Source organism: Denitratisoma sp. DHT3 (genome assembly GCF_007833355.1).
In the GTDB taxonomy this organism is placed as follows: domain Bacteria; phylum Pseudomonadota; class Gammaproteobacteria; order Burkholderiales; family Rhodocyclaceae; genus Denitratisoma.
On the sequence record NZ_CP020914.1, the window covers coordinates 1244084 to 1261735 of the forward strand.

General features: G+C 62.1%; 20 protein-coding genes and 2 tRNA genes. 8 read left to right on the top strand and 14 right to left on the bottom strand.

The genetic code is table 11. The features are described 5' to 3' along the window. Positions 1 to 2: 2 nt before the first annotated feature. Complete coding sequence (locus B9N43_RS05585) at positions 3 to 653, bottom strand: helix-turn-helix transcriptional regulator (RefSeq protein WP_145841333.1); 651 nt, start codon at positions 651 to 653, stop codon at positions 3 to 5. Positions 654 to 678: 25 nt separating this feature from the next. On the opposite strand from B9N43_RS05585, the gene B9N43_RS17520 reads away from it, so the two are divergent. The 4 genes from B9N43_RS17520 to B9N43_RS05600 all read left to right on the top strand — a co-directional run bounded on the left by B9N43_RS17520 (position 679) and on the right by B9N43_RS05600 (position 2029). Then, entirely contained in the window at positions 679 to 807 is a 129-nt protein-coding gene (locus tag B9N43_RS17520; protein ID WP_261379395.1) for a hypothetical protein, read from the top strand. Beyond that, the gene (locus tag B9N43_RS05590; protein WP_145841334.1) at positions 804 to 1124 is read left to right on the top strand and encodes a hypothetical protein; all 321 of its coding nucleotides are present in this window, start codon (positions 804 to 806) and stop codon (positions 1122 to 1124) included. The genes B9N43_RS17520 and B9N43_RS05590 overlap by 4 nt, the downstream gene beginning before the upstream one ends. A 216-nt stretch (positions 1125 to 1340) precedes the next feature. Beyond that, on the top strand, positions 1341 to 1568 hold the full coding sequence (locus B9N43_RS05595; RefSeq protein WP_145841335.1) for an excisionase: 228 nt from the start codon (positions 1341 to 1343) through the stop codon (positions 1566 to 1568). Then, on the top strand, positions 1553 to 2029 hold the full coding sequence (locus B9N43_RS05600; protein ID WP_222428817.1) for an Arm DNA-binding domain-containing protein: 477 nt from the start codon (positions 1553 to 1555) through the stop codon (positions 2027 to 2029). The genes B9N43_RS05595 and B9N43_RS05600 overlap by 16 nt, the downstream gene beginning before the upstream one ends. A gap of 256 nt (positions 2030 to 2285) precedes the next feature. Here B9N43_RS05600 and B9N43_RS05605 read toward each other — a convergent pair. After that, positions 2286 to 2378: transfer RNA gene (locus tag B9N43_RS05605), tRNA-Ser, on the bottom strand. A 56-nt stretch (positions 2379 to 2434) separates the two neighbouring features. Beyond that, complete coding sequence (locus tag B9N43_RS05610) at positions 2435 to 3676, bottom strand: aspartate kinase (RefSeq protein ID WP_145841336.1); 1242 nt, start codon at positions 3674 to 3676, stop codon at positions 2435 to 2437. A 205-nt stretch (positions 3677 to 3881) separates the two neighbouring features. Between B9N43_RS05610 and B9N43_RS05615 the strand changes: the two genes are divergently transcribed. Continuing rightward, the gene (locus B9N43_RS05615) at positions 3882 to 4175 is read left to right on the top strand and encodes a helix-turn-helix domain-containing protein (RefSeq protein WP_145841337.1); all 294 of its coding nucleotides are present in this window, start codon (positions 3882 to 3884) and stop codon (positions 4173 to 4175) included. A 12-nt stretch (positions 4176 to 4187) separates the two neighbouring features. On the opposite strand, the gene B9N43_RS05620 is transcribed toward B9N43_RS05615, so the two are convergent. After that, entirely contained in the window at positions 4188 to 4832 is a 645-nt protein-coding gene (locus tag B9N43_RS05620; protein WP_315904559.1) for a radical SAM protein, read from the bottom strand. 256 nt (positions 4833 to 5088) lie between these two features. On the opposite strand from B9N43_RS05620, the gene queD reads away from it, so the two are divergent. From queD to dksA, 3 genes are all read left to right on the top strand, one after another. Further along, positions 5089 to 5529, top strand: coding sequence for a 6-carboxytetrahydropterin synthase QueD (queD, locus tag B9N43_RS05625; protein WP_145843459.1), 441 nt, complete (start codon positions 5089 to 5091; stop codon positions 5527 to 5529). Between the two features lie 103 nt (positions 5530 to 5632). After that, positions 5633 to 5722: transfer RNA gene (locus B9N43_RS05630), tRNA-Ser, on the top strand. A 182-nt stretch (positions 5723 to 5904) separates the two neighbouring features. Continuing rightward, positions 5905 to 6333, top strand: coding sequence for an RNA polymerase-binding protein DksA (gene dksA, locus B9N43_RS05635; protein ID WP_145841338.1), 429 nt, complete (start codon positions 5905 to 5907; stop codon positions 6331 to 6333). 117 nt (positions 6334 to 6450) lie between these two features. On the opposite strand, the gene pnp is transcribed toward dksA, so the two are convergent. From pnp to B9N43_RS05685, 10 genes are all read right to left on the bottom strand, one after another. Continuing rightward, complete coding sequence (gene pnp / locus B9N43_RS05640; protein WP_222428818.1) at positions 6451 to 8577, bottom strand: polyribonucleotide nucleotidyltransferase; 2127 nt, start codon at positions 8575 to 8577, stop codon at positions 6451 to 6453. Between the two features lie 115 nt (positions 8578 to 8692). Then, the gene (gene rpsO / locus B9N43_RS05645) at positions 8693 to 8962 is read right to left on the bottom strand and encodes a 30S ribosomal protein S15 (protein WP_145841340.1); all 270 of its coding nucleotides are present in this window, start codon (positions 8960 to 8962) and stop codon (positions 8693 to 8695) included. Positions 8963 to 9121: 159 nt separating this feature from the next. Next, positions 9122 to 10039, bottom strand: coding sequence for a tRNA pseudouridine(55) synthase TruB (truB, locus tag B9N43_RS05650; protein WP_145841341.1), 918 nt, complete (start codon positions 10037 to 10039; stop codon positions 9122 to 9124). Next, positions 10036 to 10404, bottom strand: coding sequence for a 30S ribosome-binding factor RbfA (rbfA, locus tag B9N43_RS05655; protein WP_145841342.1), 369 nt, complete (start codon positions 10402 to 10404; stop codon positions 10036 to 10038). Before rbfA ends, truB begins: the two co-directional genes overlap by 4 nt. Before the next feature lie 9 nt (positions 10405 to 10413). Continuing rightward, entirely contained in the window at positions 10414 to 13215 is a 2802-nt protein-coding gene (infB, locus tag B9N43_RS05660; protein WP_145841343.1) for a translation initiation factor IF-2, read from the bottom strand. A 15-nt stretch (positions 13216 to 13230) separates the two neighbouring features. Continuing rightward, on the bottom strand, positions 13231 to 14712 hold the full coding sequence (nusA, locus tag B9N43_RS05665) for a transcription termination factor NusA (protein WP_145841344.1): 1482 nt from the start codon (positions 14710 to 14712) through the stop codon (positions 13231 to 13233). Between the two features lie 25 nt (positions 14713 to 14737). Further along, a complete protein-coding gene (rimP, locus tag B9N43_RS05670) occupies positions 14738 to 15166 on the bottom strand; it encodes a ribosome maturation factor RimP (RefSeq protein WP_145841345.1) in 429 nt (142 codons plus the stop codon). 129 nt (positions 15167 to 15295) lie between these two features. Continuing rightward, on the bottom strand, positions 15296 to 16045 hold the full coding sequence (rluB, locus tag B9N43_RS05675; protein WP_261379438.1) for a 23S rRNA pseudouridine(2605) synthase RluB: 750 nt from the start codon (positions 16043 to 16045) through the stop codon (positions 15296 to 15298). 181 nt (positions 16046 to 16226) lie between these two features. After that, on the bottom strand, positions 16227 to 16844 hold the full coding sequence (gene scpB, locus B9N43_RS05680) for an SMC-Scp complex subunit ScpB (RefSeq protein ID WP_145841347.1): 618 nt from the start codon (positions 16842 to 16844) through the stop codon (positions 16227 to 16229). Further along, positions 16822 to 17652: a segregation and condensation protein A gene (locus B9N43_RS05685; RefSeq protein WP_261379396.1), complete on the bottom strand. Its 831-nt coding sequence runs from the start codon at positions 17650 to 17652 to the stop codon at positions 16822 to 16824. The genes scpB and B9N43_RS05685 overlap by 23 nt, the downstream gene beginning before the upstream one ends.

The following is a 17652-nucleotide window of genomic DNA, read 5'->3' on the forward strand; positions in this document are numbered from 1 at the left end:
GTTCAGTTCCTATTACGTCCTCGGAACTGCTTGGGGGTCATGCCGATATCTTTGCCGAAGACCGCGCAAAAACTGCTCGGCCCGGAAAATCCCAGACGGTAGGCGATTTCCTTTTGGGAAAGATCGGTGTCGGCCAGAAGACTCTTGGCCTTGGTCATGCGGACATCCCGCACATACTCGCCGATCGTGCGACCGGTTGTCGCCTTGAAGGCTCTCGACAGATGCCTCGGGCCAATTTCACAAAGTCGGGCCAGTTCATCGGTGCTCGGACAGTGATCGATCATGCCTTCCACGTAATCGGTGATACGCCGCATCTGCCATCCCGCCAGGGAGGCACGCACCGGCGGCACCGGCAGCGCCGCCTGATTCAGGTAGCGGGCGAATTCCACCAGGGCGACATGGGCGGTCGCCTCGACCAGCCTTTCCCTGCCGAAGCCGGACTCCGACACTTCCTTGACGATGCGGTACAGATCGCGCTTGATCATCGGCACCCGCACATTGAGCGTGGCCGTGAGTTGCTCGACGGACCAGTCGCCGACGAATCCTGTCAATTGCTCGAACAGCGTGGAAGAGAATGCACAGTAGATGCCCCGATAGGACTCCGCGCCGCCGGGAGCCATCAACATCAGGCGCGTGCCACGGGGTGTGAACATGATGTCCCCTGGGTGCTCAGTTTCAGTGGCGTTATGCCCAGCAGCGGCCGGCACCGAAACCCTGACGCAGTTGGCTTGGCTGGATCAGCTGGAGTTGGAGGTGGCGGCCAAGGCGCGGCAGGAGGAGGAAATTCAGGAGCGGAAGCTGGGATGAGCAATATCTACACAACGGTGAAAGGCACCGTACGCTCATGGATGACGCCGACGATGCAGCGGATGTTGAAGGCGCTATTGATAATTGCCGGTTCAACGGTATTGGGTGCCGGATTGATCGGGATCGGCGTCGTGATCTTTTTGCTGGGCGAACATCGGGTGGACTGGGTTTCCACCATGGGAGAAGCTTGGGTCGTGGCTGGCGCACTGGTGATCGTCGCAGGGCATCTCTGGGGACTGGGCTGGCTGGTCAGGAAAGAAGGGTTGGACAAAGCCAGGAGTTGGAGCACCAAGATTTCAAAGGAGCAGAAACCGTGAGGTGAATGGATTTGCTGAATGATTGCTAGGTTCGAGAGTAAAAATTTTTCGTATAGCAATTTCCATAGATGCTGATGCCCCAATCAAATATTGACTTGGGTTACAGAAAAATGGACGGCCAATCGGAATGTGCATTTTTTTACTGCATTCCGATGATCAAAAATTTCACTTCGATCAGAAAATCTTTTCATCATCACAAATATGAAAAGGTTTTTTATGAAAAATGACTATTCAATTAAGAATGAAGTACCTGCTCAGTCCACCTTACTTTCCACCAGGTATGTTCGATTGAAGCTTTTCTCGGAGCTCACCGGCTACTCTGTGAAAGCTCTTCAGCGAAAGATCGAAGATGGCATCTGGCGTGAAGGTCAAGAATATTTAAGAGGGCCCGACGGACGAATTCTTGTAGATGTATTAGGCTATGACAAATGGGTTCAAAGCTGAAAGGTGTAGTTCCACTCAACGATCGGATTCAAATTTATTTCCGCTGGAAGGGAAGAACGCTCCGACCTACGCTTAACTTAAAACCCACTGCTGGCAATCTTAAACATGCATCGAGGCTGCGTACTCAGATCGTCAATGAGATCAATGACGATGTATTCAATCTCGAAGCGCACTTTCCAGAATATAAAAATGCCCATAAATACGAGTGTCAAGGCGAGACGCGGCGTAGGACTCTGAAGGAGTGGTCAAAATTGTGGGAGGAGATCGCAGGTCGAGAACATGAAGACTCGACCATGCGTATCTACATGCGCCACATTAATGCTTACTGGCTAGAGTACTTCGGAGATCTCTCAATCCCTCAACTCACGCACGAGAAAATTATCCGCCATCTTGCCATGTTGTCCAAGGAGCATATGGGCCAAAATTCTTTGCCGCGCCAAGATACGTTATCGCCCACCTAAAGAGTGTCGCGATACCTCAGTCACTCTTGCCTTGACCGCTGGCGCTGACCCTCTATGGGTATCTTTGCAACACGGACACTCCCTAGAGGTGATGTTGCGGGACTACGCTAAATGGGTCCCTAAAGCTGATCGGGGAAGGAATCTTGCGACGGTCAATAAAGCATTAGACTTCACTGATATTGCAGTAGATTTGCAGTACACCGAACCCCTGAAATGAATAAACCCAATCGAATCAATCGATTGGGTTTATTTTTATTGGCGGAGACGGAGGGATTCGAACCCTCGATCCAGGTTTTGCCCGGATGCTCCCTTAGCAGGGGAGTGCCTTCGACCTCTCGGCCACGTCTCCGAAGGGGGGCGATGATAAAGACTTGCACCCCTCAGGTCAAACCAGATGGCGATGAATCAGGCCGCTGCCTGGTCCAGGTCGAAGGTCTTGTGCAGAACGCGTACCGCCAGCTCCAGGTATTTTTCGTCCACCACGACGGAAATCTTGATCTCCGATGTGGAAATCATCTGGATGTTGATCCCCTCTTCCGCCAGCGATCGGAACATCTGGCTGGCGATGCCGGGATGGGAGCGCATGCCGACGCCCACGGCGGAAACCTTGCAAATCTTGTTGTCGCCGATGACGGCGCGGGCGCCGACATGAGGCTTGACCTGCTCTTCCAGGATCTTGAGTGCCCGGGCAAATTCGCCCCGATTGACGGTGAATGAGAAATCAGTGCTGCCGTCGTGTCCGACGTTCTGAATGATCATGTCTACGTCGATATTGGCGTCGGCGATCGGCCCCAGTATCTGGTAGGCGATGCCGGGGCGGTCGGGCACGCCCAGCACGGTCAGTTTGGCCTCGTCGCGATTGAAGGCGATGCCGGAAATGATCGGTTGTTCCATATTGCTTTCTTCCTCGAATGTGATGAGCGTGCCGTCCGTCTCCTTGCCTTCTTCCTCGAAGCTGGAGAGCACGCGCAGCTTGACCTTGTACTTGCCGGCGAATTCGACCGAGCGGATCTGCAGCACCTTGGAGCCAAGACTGGCCATCTCGAGCATTTCCTCGAAGGTGACTCGGTCCAGCTTGCGGGCCTCGGGCACGATGCGCGGGTCGGTGGTGTATACGCCATCCACGTCGGTGTAGATCTGGCACTCGTCCGCCTTCAAGGCCGCCGCCAGGGCGACGCCCGTGGTATCGGAGCCGCCGCGACCGAGGGTGGTGATATTGCCCTGTTCATCCACGCCCTGGAACCCGGCGACGATGACCACGGTGTCGTCATCCAAGTCACGGCGCACATTGGCGCCGTCGATATCCAGAATCCGGGCCTTGGTGAATGAACTGTCGGTCAGGATCCTGACCTGGCTGCCGGTATAGCTTTTGGCCTTGAGGCCAAGATCCTTCAGCGCCATGGCCAGCAGGGCGATCGTCACCTGCTCGCCGGTGGAAATCATCACGTCAAGCTCACGCTCGTCGGGGCTCGAGGAAAGCTCCTTTGCCAAGCCAATCAGGCGATTGGTTTCGCCGCTCATGGCCGAGACGACGATGACCATCTGATGCCCCCGCGCTTTCCAGCGCGCGACACGCTTGGCGACACTGCGGATACGCTCCGGAGACCCCATGGAGGTGCCGCCATATTTCTGAACTATCAAAGCCATTGGAATTAAAGATGTAAGACGGTGTAACGGGAAAGGAGCCCGGATTTTACCTGATCCCTGGAGGATTCCCAGGATTCTCGGGATACAGCCGATCCACCCCACAAAAATGCCAAGCTTGTATGTTGTAAATATATTCCCTATACTTTGGATATATAACTTCGGTTATATATCTAAACACAACAGCATCCGTACCCAAGGAGAGAAAATGAAAACTCCCGAGAAAATTGACGCCCGTGAGATCCGCCATAAACTGGGTCTGAATCAGCAACAGTTCTGGTCCAAGCTGGGGGTAACCCAAAGCGGTGGTTCCCGTTATGAAAGCGGACGGAACATGCCGCGCCCCGTTCAGCAGTTGCTGCGTCTCGTGCATGTCGAGCAGATCGATATCAGCAAGGTCAAGAAAGAGGATTTCGAAGTCGTGGAGTTCCTCAAGGCCAGCAATCCCGACTTGTTCAAGGACCTCAAGAAGCAGGCCCGCGCCCATAAGAAGGCGGCTTGATGCGCCCCCGGCTCAAGGGCTGACGCGCACCGTCAGCCCTTTTGCTTCCAGGCGGGCGGCAAGCACGCTGATCCAGTCAGCGGGGGGAGTTCCCAGGCGTGTCCCCTCCGGTTGTAAAGACGGACGTGCCAGGGGGTAGATCAGCACGCCAGCGATCTTCCCGGCGAATCTGGCCAAGAAATTCACGTACGCATCGGTTTCCGCGGCATCGGGCATCTGCCCGTCGAGCGTGAACACGCAGGTTTGTACCCAAGTCGAACAAAGCTCCGCGCATACCCGCAGACGACGCCCCAACGCCTCCGGTGTGGAGCGGGTATCGTTGATGCGCCATAACGCGGCTGGCGTCGCGCCATCCACTTTGAACCATACTTCACCGCCGAGTTCGTCCAGGCGGGCAATACCGTCCTTCACCCGGGGACGGTCCAGCAGGCTGCCATTGGTGATCAGCCGCAGCATCACCTTGCCTTGCAAGCCATGGGCCGCGAGGGCCTCGGCCGCCACGTCAATGGCCGCTGGAAATTCGGCGGCGCTGGTCGGTTCGCCGTTTCCTGAAAACGCCAGATCCACCAGCTTGCGCGCTCCCGCAGGCACGCGCCGCGACATGAAATCGCCGCGCACGACGTCTTCCAGAAACCCGTAAAGTTCGTTTCTCAACAACCCCAAATCAATGGGGGGGGGCCACCACGCGTCAGGTTGGGCACCTGGCAATAGATGCAGCGCCAATTGCAGGCGTTATTCGGATTCAGGTTGATGCCGATCGATACCCCCCCCGCCCGACGAGAGATCACCGGGTAAACATAGGTCAACCCCGCGCTGTCCCGCGAGTGTGCGGCAGGGGTCAGAAGGCTGTCGGGGCTCATGAGCTTGAGTGGCTGGCTATATAATTCGCGTTTCGCCAATTATCGTCCATTTCATGCAAATCACCCGTCGCCTGGAATTTGACGCGGGCCACCGCATCCCGAATCATCGGAGCCAGTGTCGGCATTTGCATGGCCATCGCTACGTTCTGGAAGTGACGCTCTCCGGCGACGTCATGCAGCAAGCGGGTTCGCCTGAGGAAGGCATGGTGATGGATTTCTCCGACGTCAAGGCAATCGCCAAGGCCCATCTGGTCGACCTGTGGGATCACGCTTTCCTGGCCTACAGGCACGACAAGGCTGTCGTGGAATTTCTGGCGTCCCTGCCCGATCACAAAACAGTGTTGCTGGACGCCATTCCCACTGCGGAAAATCTGGCGAAGCAAGCCTTTTCCATCCTCGCCCCGCTCTACCGGGACAACTATGGCAATCGCCTCCGGCTCGAACGCATCCGTATTTACGAAACCCCCAACTGCTGGGCGGACATGACTGCCTGAAACCATGTCGGGAGCTGTGGCGCTGATGGTAGAATCCGCCCCGTTCCGGCGAGCTTGCCGACCGCAGGCGCGGTCGCGGTAACCATCGAGTGACGGCCTTACCGGAGGCGTGGCAGAGCGGTTGATTGCACCGGTCTTGAAAACCGGCGAAGATGAAAGTCTTCCGTGAGTTCGAATCTCACCGCCTCCGCCAGACAAGGAAACGCCCCGTTCGGGACCAATCTTCTTCGTCGAATCCGCCCCTCCTCCCGCCGGATTTGCCAACGCCCCGAATGGACATGCCATTGGACCAATGGCATCGCCTTGACTCCAGCTTGCGCAGCTTCTGGTATTCGTTTATAAAGCCCGTTTTTCAAGCATAAACGGATCCAGACAATGGCCGAGGATTTGCTGCACAAGAAACAGTTCCCACCCTATGCCGCCAAAAAAGGGGAGGAATATATGAACGCCAAGCAACTCAATCACTTTCGTGAAATCCTGCAGGCTCTGAAAGAGGAGTTGCAGGACGACATCGAGCGCACCGTGCATACGATGCAGGACGAGGCGACCGTGTTCGCCGACCCCAATGACCGGGCCAGCCAGGAATCCGACATCGCCCTCGAACTGCGCAACCGCGACCGCGAACGCAAGCTGATCAAGAAAATCGACGAGTCGCTGGCTCTGATCGAGGCGGGCGACTATGGCTACTGCGACAGCTGCGGCGTGGAGATCGGCCTCAAGCGTCTCGAAGCCCGCCCCACGGCGACGCTGTGCATCGACTGCAAGACCTTGGAGGAACTGCGGGAGAAGCAGGTCGCCAAATAATCGCTGCGATTCGTGCAGTCATTAAAAAAGCGCCTTCGGGCGCTTTTTTAATGACTGTGCCACTCGAAACGAAAAGGGACGTGCGGCGTCCCTTTTCGCTGGTGCCGAAGCTTGTACTTACTGGGCAGCTTCGGGAGCGGGCGCTCCTTCGGCGGCCACCGCCTTCATCGACAGGCGCACGCGGCCCTTGTCGTCGGTCTCGATGACCTTGACCTTCACCACCTGGCCTTCCTTGAGATAGTCGGCCACGGCGTTGACCCGCTCGTTGGCGATCTGGGAGATGTGCAGCAGGCCGTCCTTGCCGGGCAGCACCTGGACGATGGCGCCGAAGTCCAGCAGACGCAGCACCGTGCCTTCATACACCTTGCCCACTTCGACCTCGGCGGTGATGTCCTCGATGCGCTTCTTGGCCACCTGGGCCGCGTCCGCATTGACCGAGGAGATGGTGACGCTGCCGTCGTCCTGGATGTCGATCACGCAACCGGTTTCCTCGGTCAAGCCGCGGATGGTGGCGCCGCCCTTGCCGATCACGTCGCGGATCTTTTCGGGGTTGATCTTCATCGTGATCATGCGGGGTGCGTAGGCGGAGACATCCTCGCGGGCGCCGGACATGGACTGCTGCATCTGGGTCAGGATATGCAGACGGGCGTCCTTGGCCTGGGCCAGGGCCACCTGCATGATCTCCTTGGTGATGCCCTGGATCTTGATGTCCATCTGCAAGGCGGTGATGCCGTTGTCGGTGCCGGCCACCTTGAAGTCCATGTCGCCCAGGTGGTCCTCGTCGCCCAGGATGTCGGTCAGCACCGCGAAGCGGTTGCCTTCCTTGATCAGGCCCATGGCGATGCCGGCCACATGGGCCTTCAAGGGCACGCCGGCGTCCATCAGGGCCAGGGAGCCGCCGCAGACGGAGGCCATGGAGGAGGAACCGTTGGATTCGGTGATCTCCGAAACGACGCGCATGGAGTAGGCGAACTCCTCCGCGCTGGGCAGCACGGCGACGAGGGCGCGCTTGGCCAGGCGGCCGTGACCGATCTCGCGACGCTTGGGGGAGCCGACGCGGCCGCATTCGCCGGTGGCATAGGGCGGCATGTTGTAGTGGAGCATGAAGCGCTCGCGGTACTCACCCTGCAAAGCATCGATGATCTGCTCATCGCGCCCGGTGCCCAGGGTGGCGACCACCAGGGCCTGGGTCTCGCCGCGGGTGAACAGGGAGGAACCATGGGTACGGGGCAGCACACCGGAGCGGATGGCAATGGGACGCACGGTACGGGTATCGCGACCATCGATGCGCGGCTCGCCGTTGAGGATCTGGCTGCGGACGATGCGGGCTTCCAGTTCGAACAGCAGATTGCCAACGGTGTTGGCGTCGGGGCCGCCTTCCACGCACAGCGCCTCGGTCACCTTGGAAGCGATCTCCCGGGTTTTCTGGGTGCGGGCCTGCTTGCTGGTGATGCGATACGCCTCGCGCATATCGGCTTCAGCCAGCTCGTCGATGCGGGTGATCAGGGCCTCGTCCTTGGCCGGCGCCTGCCAGTCCCATTCGGGTTTGCCAGCCTGTTCCACCAGTTCGTTGATGGCATTGATGGCGACCTGCATCTGCTCGTGGCCGAAGACCACGGCGCCCAGCATCACGTCTTCGGAAAGCTGCTTGGCCTCGGACTCCACCATCAACACGGCAGCGGCAGTACCGGCCACGACCAGGTCGAGTTGCGTGTTGGCCAGCTGGCTCTTGGTCGGGCACAGCACGTACTGGCCGTCGATGTAGCCGACGCGGGCGCCACCGATCGGGCCGTTGAACGGGATGCCCGAAATGGCCAGGGCGGCGGAAGCGCCGATCATCGCGGGAATATCCGGGTCAATCTCGGGATTGCAGGACATCACGGTACAAACCACCTGCACTTCGTTGTAGAAGCCGTCCGGGAACAGGGGGCGGATCGGGCGGTCGATCAGGCGGGAGGTCAGGGTCTCCTTCTCGGAAGGCCGGCCTTCACGCTTGAAGAAGCCGCCGGGGATCTTGCCGGCCGCGTAGGTCTTCTCGACGTAATCGACGGTCAGGGGAAAAAAATCCTGGCCCGGCTTGGCCTTGGTGGCGCCCACCACGGAGGCCAGCACGACCGTGTCGTCCATATTCACCATCACCGCGCCGCCGGCCTGGCGGGCGATCTCGCCCGTCTCCAGGGTGACGGTATGGGCACCGTAATTGAAACTCTTCTTGATCGCAGTCAGCACTGTTCTTCCTTTCATCTCGATCGGCACGACCATTCGCGCCGGACATCACAACATCAACAACAATAAAAAAGCCGGCCCGACCAGAGGTCGAGCCGGCCCGTCAGTCTGCCCCTGTGGGCATCGGCGCCGCTTACTTGCGCAGGCCGAGACGTTCGATCAGCGCCCGATAGCTGTCGGCGTTCTTGCGCTTCAGGTAATCCAGCATCTTGCGCCGCTGGCTGACCATCTTGAGCAGGCCACGGCGGGAATGATGATCCTTGGTGTGCTCCTTGAAGTGACCGGTCAGGTCATTGATGCGGGCGGTGAGCAGGGCGACCTGCACTTCGGGAGAACCCGTGTCGCCCTGGGCACGCTGGTAATCGGCCACGATCTGGGCCTTGGCGGAGGTGGTAATAGCCATTTTTCATCTCTCAAACGCTATGAATGGAAGGATGCCGCCCCGGTTTGATAGAGCCCTGCATCCCCTGCTGCCTTCGCCCACAAACTATCGAGCCATGGGCGAAGGCGCGGATTATAACGATCGCTCCCGTCGGCCGCAAGAACGAATCAGCGGCACAACTCAGCGGGGCGTCGTGGACGCCGCGATCAGGCGCCTGGGATTGAGCCAGCCGTCGGCGGAAAGCTCGCCCAGGCCGATGAAAGTCCCGTCGGCCCCGTAGTAGCGCCACCGGTCGCCCGCGTTACCTTCCCAGCGCACGCCCTGCCCATGCAGCACCCGAGCGCTCTCGGCGGCCGTCAATCGCGCCACCGGCAGATCCGCCACCAGGGTGTCGGGCGGCGCCAGGCAGCGATCCCGCGCTTCCAGCGCAAGCGCTTCGAACGCCTCCAGCGTCACGGCGTTCTCGACGCGCAGGCCGCCGATGCGGGTGCGGCGCAACGCCGCCAGATGGGCTCCGCACTCCAGCACCGCGCCGAGATCGGCGGCCAGGGTGCGCACATAAGTGCCTTTGCTGCACGCCACGTCCACCACCGCCAGCTCCCCGTCGAAAGACAGCAGATCAAGGGCGTGAATGGTGACCCGGCGCGGCTGGCGCTCCACTTCGATACCCTGCCGCGCATATTCGTAAAGAGGCTTGCCGTCTCGCTTCAGGGCCGAATGCATGGGCGGTACCTGTTCGATCTCTCCACGAAAGCGCACCAGCGCCGCCTCCAGTTGGTCGCGCCCCGTCTGCACCGGGCGTGTTTCCAGCACCTGGCCCTCGGCGTCCGCGGTGTCGGTGGTGATACCCAGGCGGATGGTGGCCCGATAAGCCTTGTCCGCGTCCAGCAATTCGCCGGCGAACTTGGTGGCCTCGCCGAAACACAGGGGCAGGAGGCCGGTCGCCAGAGGATCGAGCGTGCCGGTATGGCCCGCCTTGGCCGCGTTCAGCAGCCAGCGGGCCTTCTGCAAGGCGGCATTGGAGGTCAGCCCTGTCGGCTTGTCGAGCAGCAGCACGCCATCCACCGGACGGCGTGGAGGGCGACGCGGAGCGCTCACTGAGGCTTGTCCGACTGGACCGCGGCGTCGATCAGCTGCGAAAGCTGGGCGCCGCGCTCGACCGAGGTGTCGTAGACGAAATGCAGTTCCGGCGTATGGTGGATGCGGACCCGCCGCCCCAGTTCGCGCCGCAGGAAGCCGGCGCTGCGCTTCAGCCCGCGCTCGATCTCCACGCGCTGCTCCCCATCGGCCAGGGTGGTGTAGAACACCTTGGCATGCGCGTAATCCGGCGTGATTTCCACAGCGGTCAGAGTCACCAGGGTGACCCGCGGGTCCTTGAGTTCGAGCCGAATCAGATCCGCCAGTTCGCGGCGGATCTGCTCGACGACCCGGTCCGACCGGGAAAAACCTCGCTGGTTGGGCATGAGCGGTGCTTACAGGGTCCGGGCGACTTCCTGGATCTCGAACACTTCCAGTTGATCGCCTTCGTTGATGTCGGAGAAGTTCCTGATCGAAAGGCCGCACTCGAAGCCTTCGCGAACTTCCTTGACATCGTCCTTGAAGCGCTTGAGCGAGTCCAGTTCCCCGCTATGCACCACCACATTGTCGCGCAGCAGGCGGATGTGGGCGTTGCGCCGCACCACCCCGGAAGTGACCATGCAGCCGGCAACCGCGCCCACCTTGGGAATGCGGAACACCTGGCGGATCTCGACCATGCCGATGACGTTCTCCCGTTTCTCCGGCGCCAGCATCCCGGACATGGCCGACTTCACCTCGTCCACCGCATCGTAGATGATGTTGTAGTAGCGGATGTCCACGCCGAACGCTTCCGCGGCCTTGCGCGCGCCCGCATCGGCGCGAGTGTTGAAGCCGATGATGACCGCCTTGGAGGCCGAGGCCAGATTGACGTCGGACTCGCTGATTCCGCCCACGGCGGCATGGATCACATTGACCCGCACCTCGTCGGTGGAGAGCTTGACCAGGGCATGCACCAACGCCTCCTGGGAGCCCTGCACGTCGGCCTTGACGATCAGGGCCAGCGACTTGACCTCGCCCTCGCCCATTTGCTCGAACATCGACTCCAGCTTGGCGGCCTGCTGCTTGGCCAGACGCACGTCGCGGAACTTGCCCTGGCGGAACAGGGCGATTTCCCGCGCCTTGCGCTCGTCCATGAGGCCCATGGCCTCGTCGCCGGCGGCGGGCACGTCGGAAAGACCCTGGATTTCCACCGGAATGGAGGGACCGGCTTCCTTGATCGGCTTGCCGTTCTCGTCCAGCATCGCGCGGACCCGGCCGTAGACCTGGCCCGCCAGCAGCACGTCGCCCTGGCGCAAGGTACCGGACTGCACCAGCACCGTCGCTACCGGGCCCTTGCCCTTGTCCAGCCGCGCCTCGATCACCAGGCCCTTGGCCGGCGTGTCCTTGGGCGCCGTCAGCTCCAGCACCTCGGCCTGCAGCAGCACGTTTTCCAGCAGGTCGTCGATGCCCTGGCCGGTCTTGGCAGACACCGGCACGAAAGGCGAATCGCCGCCGTATTCCTCGGGCACCACGCCCTCGGCCACCAGTTCCTGCTTGACCCGATCCGGATTGGCGTCGGGCTTGTCGATCTTGTTGACCGCCACCACCAGCGGCACGTTCGCGGCCTTGGCATGGTGGATCGCTTCCTTGGTCTGCGGCATCACGCCGTCATCGGCCGCCACCACCAGGATCACGATGTCGGTCGCCTTGGCGCCGCGCGCGCGCATCGCGGTAAAAGCCTCGTGGCCCGGCGTGTCGAGGAAAGTGATCGTCCCCCGCGCCGTCTCCACATGGTAGGCGCCGATATGCTGGGTAATGCCGCCGGCCTCGCCCACCGCCACCTTGGCGCGGCGGATATAGTCGAGCAAGGAGGTCTTGCCGTGGTCCACGTGGCCCATCACGGTCACCACGGGAGCGCGCGGCAGCAATTCGGCATCCTTGTGCTCTTCATGATGGTGCTCGTCGAGGAAGGCGTCCGGATCGTCCAGCTTGGCGGCAAAAGCCTTGTGGCCCAGTTCTTCCACCACGATCATCGCGGTTTCCTGGTCCAGCTGCTGGTTGATGGTCACCATCATGCCCATCTTCATCAAAGTCTTGATGACCTCGGCCGCCTTCACCGCCATCTTGTGTGCCAGGTCGGCGACGCTGATGGTTTCCGGCACATGCACATCGCGCACGATGGCCTCCACCTGCTGAGGCGCGGCCTGCTCGCCCTGGCCCTGCCGCCCGCCCTGCCGGCCGCGTGGACCGCCGCGCCAGCCGCCGGCGCCACCACCGGTATCGCCGCGGGTCTTGAGCCCGCCGCGCCGCTTGGCGGCATCATCCTTCCAGCTGGAGGCAGGCTGTTCCTTGGCTTTCTTTTCCGGTTTCTTCTCGCTCTCGGGCCTGGCTGCCGGCTTGTGCAAGGTACCGGACACACCGGGCGCCGCCTGGGCTGCCGCCTTCTTGGCCAACTCGGCCTGCTGCTGGGCCAGCCGTTTCTCGGCCTCGGCCCGGGCGCGGGCCTCGCGCTCCTGCTTTTCCTTCAGTTCGGCCGCCTGGATAGCGGAAAGCTTGGCATGCCGGACGGCCTCGGCTTCGCGGATCGCCCGCTGGGCATCATCGATCACCGGTGCCCGTGCCGGCGCGGCCGCCTTCACCAGACGCCGCTCCGGAGCAGACGCAGGTGCAGGGGTCGGGGTTGGAGCCGGCGCTGCCGCGACGGGCTCGGGTTCCGGTGCAGGCACGGGCTCGGGTTCCGGCGCGGGAACAGGCTCCGGTGCAGCCTCGGCCTCGACGACTGCGGGCGCGACAGGCTCGGGCGCCACGGGCTCCGGCATGGCCGGCGCCTCGGGCGCGGCGGCGACCGGCGCTTCGACCTCCGGCGCAGGGGCTGCCGCAGGCAACTCGGCAGCGCCGGCGGGAGCCGCCGCTTCTGGGGCATCGCGCTTCACCAGCACCCGCTTCTTGCGCACCTCCACCTGGATGGTGCGGGCCTTGCCGGTGGAATCCGCCGACTTGATCTCGCTGGTCTGCTTGCGCGTCAGCGTGATCTTGGCCTTGGGCGCCGTTTCGCCATGCGAACGGCGCAGATATTCGAGCAGGCGTGTCTTGTCCTGCTCGGTCAACAGATCGCCGGCAGCGGCCTTGGCCACGCCGGCCTTCTCCAGTTGTTCCAGCAGTGCGGCTGCCGGCATTTTCAGTTCCGTCGCGAATTGGGCAACGCTCATTTGTGCCATGGTCGTTCCCTCTACTTATGCTTCATCCGCGAACCAGTGGGCTCGTGCATTGGTAATTAACATGGTGGCCCTGTCGTTCTCGATGCCGGTCATTTCGACCAGTTCATCCACCGCCAGATCCGCCAGATCGTCCAGCGTCCTGACGTCGTGGCGAGCCAGCTTGGCGGCCAGGGACTTGTCCATCCCGTCGAGATTGACCAGCGCTTCCTCGACGTTCTCCAACTGCTCCTCGTCCACGATGGCTTCGGTGAGCAGTACGTTGCGGGCCCGGTCGCGCAGTTCGTTGACCGTCGCCTCGTCGAAGGCTTCGATTTCCAGCATCTCCGCCAAGGGAACGTACGCGACTTCCTCCAGGGTGGAGAACCCCTCCTGGATCAGGATGTTGGCGACTTCCGCATCGACGTCGAGCTTTTCCATGAACAGGGCGCGAATCGTGGAGCTCTCGAGCTCCTGCTTCTCCACGGACTCCTCGACGGTCATCAGGTTGATGGTCCAGCCGGTCAGTTCCGAGGCCAGGCGGACATTCTGGCCGCCACGGCCGATGGCGATGGCCAGGTTGTCCTCGCTGACCACCACGTCCATCGCGTGCTTTTCCTCATCCACGACGATCGACGTCACCTCGGCCGGCGCCAGCGCGCCGATCACGAACTGCGCCGGGTCCGCCGCCCAGAGCACGATATCCACCCGCTCGCCGGACAGTTCGTTGGTCACCGCCGTGACGCGGGAGCCGCGCATCCCGACGCAGGTGCCGATCGGATCGACGCGGGGGTCATTGGACTTGACGGCGATCTTGGCCCGCACGCCGGCGTCGCGCGCCGCGGACTTGATCTCCAGCAAACCTTCCTCGATTTCCGGTACTTCCAGTTCGAACAGCTTGACGATGAACTCGGGCGCCGTCCGCGACAGGATCAATTGCGGGCCGCGGGCGGCCCGATCGATCTTCTTCAGCCAGGCCCGCACCCGATCGCCGGGCCGCAGGTTCTCCTTGGGAATCATCTGATCGCGGGGCAGGAGGGCCTCGACCCGACCGGCCTCGATGATGGCGTTGCCCTTCTCCATGCGCTTCACGGTACCCGTCACCAGGTGTTCCTTGCGCTCCAGGAAATCGTTCAGCACCTGCTCCCGCTCGGCGTCGCGAATCTTCTGCAGGATCACCTGCTTCGCGGCCTGGGCGCCGATGCGGCCGAAGTCGATGGGCTCCAGCGCCTCCTCGACGTAGTCGCCCAGGACGACGTCGGCAATCTGCTCCTGAGCGTCCTCGAGGATGATCTGGTTTTCCGAATTCACGTAGTCCTCGTCGGTCACCACCAGCCAGCGGCGGAAGGCCTCGAACTCGCCGGTATTGCGATCGATCTCGACGCGCACGTCGGCATCGTCGTTGATACGTTTCTTCGTTGCGGAAGCCAGGGCCTGTTCCAAAGCGTCGAACACGGTATTCCGGTCAACGTTCTTCTCCCGCGCCAGGGCATCCACCAGCAACAACATTTCGCGGCTCATTCCTTACTCTCCCACAATCCCAAATTCAGAACTTCGGCACCAGGCGGGCCTTCTCGACGTCGTCGAAGGCGAACTCCCGCGCGCCCTCCTCCGTCTGCACCACCACCAGACCCTCGCGCATGCCGACGATGACACCGCTGAAATTGCGCTGATTCCCCAGCGGAACACGCAGCTTCAACTGCACCTCCCGACCGGCGAAACGCTCATAGTCCGCCTGCTTCTTGAGGGGGCGATCAAGGCCGGGGGACGACACCTCGAGCCGGTCGTAATCGACGTTCTCGACCGCGAACAACCGCGTCAGATGGTTGCTGACCGTCACGCAGTCATCCACCGTCACGCCGGCGGCCTTGTCGATGAAAACGCGCAACAGACGACCTCGCGGACTCATTTCGACGTCCACGAGCTCATATCCGAGACCCGACACAGCCTGTTCGATCAGTTCTACGACCTGCATATTCCCGCGCCACAAATAAAAAATGGGCAAACTGCCCATTTTTCGTACGCCCGGCTCCCCGACCCGAGGAAAACGGTACCAAATAAACGGGTGGATTCTACCAGTCAGGCCCGACCAGGCGCAAGCAGACTACGGATTTCTCGGGTTTTTTTGCGGCTTCAGGCTGGCAAGCAGGGCCTTGGTTTCCTGCTCGCCAAGTTCCCGGCATTGGCCGCGCTTGAGCTGCGGCGGCAACACCAGGGGGCCGTAGCGGACCCGCATCAGTCGGCTGACGGTGACGCCGACGGCCTCGAACATGCGACGCACCTCCCGATTGCGGCCTTCGCCCAGGGTGACCCGCAGCCAGCGATTGGCCCCTTCTCCGCCCGCCTCCTCGAGGCGGGTGAAGCGGGCCAGACCGTCCTCCAGTTCGACGCCGTCCTTCAGCTTCTGCATGGCCTCATCCGACAATTCGCCAAGGATGCGCACCGCGTATTCCCGATCGATGCCATAGCGGGGATGCATCAGCTTGTTGGCCAACTCGCCGCTGTTGGTGGCCACCAGCAAGCCGCAGGAGTTCAGATCCAGGCGGCCGACCGTGATCCAGCGCCCGCCGCGGATGCGGGGAAAGCGCTCGAAGACGCTGACCCGGCCTTCCGGGTCGTCGCGGGAGACGATCTCCCCTTCCGGCTTGTGGTACAGCAACACCCGCGGCAGACGCGACCAGCCCAGATGCAGCTGCACCAGGCGGCCATTGACGCGGACCTTGTCATGCGGGCCGATGCGCTGCCCCAGATGGGCGGCCTCGCCGTTGACGATGACCCGTCCTTCGCTGATCCACTGCTCCACTTCCCGCCGCGACCCTTGGCCGGCATCCGCCAGGGCCTTTTGCAGCTTGATCGAGACCTCATCGTCTCCGGCGGCCGAACGCCCTCCCCGTGGACGGCCGCGGCCCGCGGGCGATGGCCGGCTTCCGCCCGGCTGACGAGGAGAGGTCGACGGCGAATCCGCGGCGGACCACTCCCCACACGCCCCATCTTCCAGCATCGGGCTGGAAGGCTCGCGCTCTTTTGTGGGAGCCCTAGAGCCGGAAGGAGCCCTGGCCTTCGATTGGGGGGGGCGGAGGGGGCTGCGTTTCTTGGGGGAGCGGGTTTTCTGCAAGGTCCATCACCTTTTCGATTTCGGTGAGCGGCGGCAGCTCGGAAAGGCTGCGCAACCCAAGGTCGTCAAGAAATTTACGGGTCGTGGCATGAAGGGCGGGGCGGCCCGGCGCGTCGCGATGGCCCACCGTGTCAACCCAGCCGCGCCCCTCCAGCACCTTCAGCACGTTGGGGGAAACCGCGACGCCGCGGATATCCTCGATGTCGCCCCGGGTCACCGGCTGACGGTAGGCGATGATCGCCAGGGTTTCCATCACCGCGCGGGAATATTTCGGCGGCTTCTCGTTTTTCAGGCGGTCGAGGTAGAACTGGTATTCGGGCCGGGTCTGGAAGCGCCAGCCGGTGGCTAGCTGCACCAGTTCCACGCCGCGCTCGGCCCAGTCCCGCCGCAGATCGTCGAGTAGGGTGCGCCACGTGTCGTCGTCGAACTCCTGGTCGAACAGGCGCTTCAGGTCGGCCAGCGGCACCGGCTCCATCGCCACCAGCAGGGCGGCTTCCAGCACCCGTTTGTAGTCTTCAGGTTTGTAGAGCTGGAGCATCGGCAGTTCTCACATAAATCGGAGCCAGGGCCTCGGCCTGGGTGATGTCGACCAGGCTTTCCCGTGCCAATTCCAGCATGGCAAGAAAGCTCACCACCAAGGCCTGACGCCCCAGGGACACATCGAACAGATCCTCGAACACCACGAAGCCCCGCCCTTGCAGGCGGCGCAGGATGTCGATCATGAACTCGCGCACCGACAGTTCCTCGCGCTGGATCTTGTGGTGCTGGGTGACCCGGGCCTGCTTCATCAAGCCCAGCCAGGCCACCTGGAGATCGTGCAGGCTGACGTCGGGCTGGCGCTCGATCACCTTGTCGGCGATCCACACCGTCACCCATTCGAAATTGCGGCCGGCCTGGGGCATCGCGTCCAGACGGGCGGCCGCCCCCTTCATCTGCTCGTACTCCAGCAGCCGGCGCACCAGTTCGGCACGCGGATCCTCCGGCTCGCCGGCCTCGGGCCGGGGCGGGCGGGGCAGCAGCATCCGCGACTTGATCTCGATCAGCATCGCCGCCATCAGCAGGTATTCGGCCGCCAGCTCCAGGTTGCGCCGCTGCTGCATCGCATCGACGTACTTCAGGTACTGCGACGTCAAGGGCGCCATGGGGATGTCGAGGACATTGACGTTGGCCTTGCGGATCAGATACAGCAGCAGATCCAGCGGCCCCTCGAAGGACTCGAGGATCACCTCCAGGGCGTCGGGCGGGATGTACAGATCGCGCGGCAACTCGGCCAGCAGCTCCCCGTAGACCTTGATCTGATGACCAGGCGGGGGGGCGGCGGCCTCGATGCTGGCGACCTCGCTCAT

Excerpts from the sequence above, each read along its gene's own strand:
- scpB (WP_145841347.1), bottom strand. The coding sequence starts at position 16,844 with ATGCTCCAGCTCTACAAACCTGAAGACTACAAACGGGTGCTGGAAGCC.
- queD (WP_145843459.1), top strand. The coding sequence starts at position 5,089 with ATGCAAATCACCCGTCGCCTGGAATTTGACGCGGGCCACCGCATCCCG.
- dksA (WP_145841338.1), top strand. The coding sequence starts at position 5,905 with ATGGCCGAGGATTTGCTGCACAAGAAACAGTTCCCACCCTATGCCGCC.
- rimP (WP_145841345.1), bottom strand. The coding sequence starts at position 15,166 with ATGCAGGTCGTAGAACTGATCGAACAGGCTGTGTCGGGTCTCGGATAT.
- nusA (WP_145841344.1), bottom strand. The coding sequence starts at position 14,712 with ATGAGCCGCGAAATGTTGTTGCTGGTGGATGCCCTGGCGCGGGAGAAG.
- B9N43_RS05615 (WP_145841337.1), top strand. The coding sequence starts at position 3,882 with ATGAAAACTCCCGAGAAAATTGACGCCCGTGAGATCCGCCATAAACTG.
- B9N43_RS05685 (WP_261379396.1), bottom strand. The coding sequence starts at position 17,652 with ATGAGCGAGGTCGCCAGCATCGAGGCCGCCGCCCCCCCGCCTGGTCAT.
- B9N43_RS05585 (WP_145841333.1), bottom strand. The coding sequence starts at position 653 with ATGTTCACACCCCGTGGCACGCGCCTGATGTTGATGGCTCCCGGCGGC.
- B9N43_RS05610 (WP_145841336.1), bottom strand. The coding sequence starts at position 3,676 with ATGGCTTTGATAGTTCAGAAATATGGCGGCACCTCCATGGGGTCTCCG.
- rpsO (WP_145841340.1), bottom strand. The coding sequence starts at position 8,962 with ATGGCTATTACCACCTCCGCCAAGGCCCAGATCGTGGCCGATTACCAG.
- pnp (WP_222428818.1), bottom strand. The coding sequence starts at position 8,577 with ATGAAAGGAAGAACAGTGCTGACTGCGATCAAGAAGAGTTTCAATTAC.
- B9N43_RS05600 (WP_222428817.1), top strand. The coding sequence starts at position 1,553 with ATGGGTTCAAAGCTGAAAGGTGTAGTTCCACTCAACGATCGGATTCAA.
- infB (WP_145841343.1), bottom strand. The coding sequence starts at position 13,215 with ATGGCACAAATGAGCGTTGCCCAATTCGCGACGGAACTGAAAATGCCG.
- B9N43_RS05595 (WP_145841335.1), top strand. The coding sequence starts at position 1,341 with ATGAAAAATGACTATTCAATTAAGAATGAAGTACCTGCTCAGTCCACC.
- rbfA (WP_145841342.1), bottom strand. The coding sequence starts at position 10,404 with ATGCCCAACCAGCGAGGTTTTTCCCGGTCGGACCGGGTCGTCGAGCAG.
- B9N43_RS05590 (WP_145841334.1), top strand. The coding sequence starts at position 804 with ATGAGCAATATCTACACAACGGTGAAAGGCACCGTACGCTCATGGATG.